The following is an 836-nucleotide window of genomic DNA, read 5'->3' on the forward strand; positions in this document are numbered from 1 at the left end:
GCGGCGCTCGCGGCGCTGGAGGCGGGTCTGCCGGACGCCGGAGTGGTCGAGGGCGTGGCCCCGGTGGCGGGACGCACCGCCGTCCTGTTCTCGGGGCAGGGTTCGCAGCGGCTGGGTATGGGTCGTGAGCTGTATGCGCGTTTCCCGGTGTTCGCGGAGGCGTTCGACGCCGTGTGCGCGGGGCTGGACGGGCTTTTGGAGCGTCCGCTGCGTGAGGTGGTGTGGGGCGAGGACGAGGCGCTGCTCAATGGCACCGCGTACGCGCAGGCGGGTCTGTTCGCCGTCGAGGTGGCCCTGTACCGGCTCCTGACGTCCTGGGGTGTCACTCCCGACTTCGTGGCCGGCCACTCCGTCGGTGAGGTGGCGGCGGCACACGTGGCCGGGGTGCTGTCGCTCGCGGATGCCTGCGCCCTGGTGGCGGCTCGTGGCCGGTTGATGCAGGAGCTTCCCGCGGGTGGTGCGATGGTGGCGGTGGAGGCCACCGAGGCGGAGGTGCTTGAGCACCTGGTGTCCCTTGAGGGTGTGTCGGTCGCTGCGGTCAACGGTCCGTCGTCGGTCGTCGTTTCCGGGGTCGAGGGGGCCGTCGAGGCGGTCGCCGAGGTGTTCCGGGAGCGGGGACGCAGGGTCAGCCGGCTCCGCGTGTCGCATGCGTTCCACTCGCCGTTGATGGAGCCGATGCTCGATGCCTTCCGCGAGACCGTGGCGGGACTGTCGTTCGGTGAGCCGCGGCTGCCGGTGGTGTCCAATGTGACCGGCCGGATCGCACTGGCCGGTGAGCTGGCCGACCCGGAGTACTGGGTGCGCCATGTGCGTGAGGCGGTCCGTTTCGATGACGG

Annotated in this window: 1 protein-coding gene; it reads left to right on the plus strand. The window is 71.4% G+C overall.

Annotation, left to right across the window (positions count from 1 at the left end; translation table 11 throughout):
- On the plus strand, positions 1-836 hold an 836-nt coding region (locus tag ACVV2G_RS33335), incomplete at both ends, for an acyltransferase domain-containing protein (protein ID WP_453846498.1).

Source organism: Streptomyces sp. JK94 (assembly GCF_053613315.1).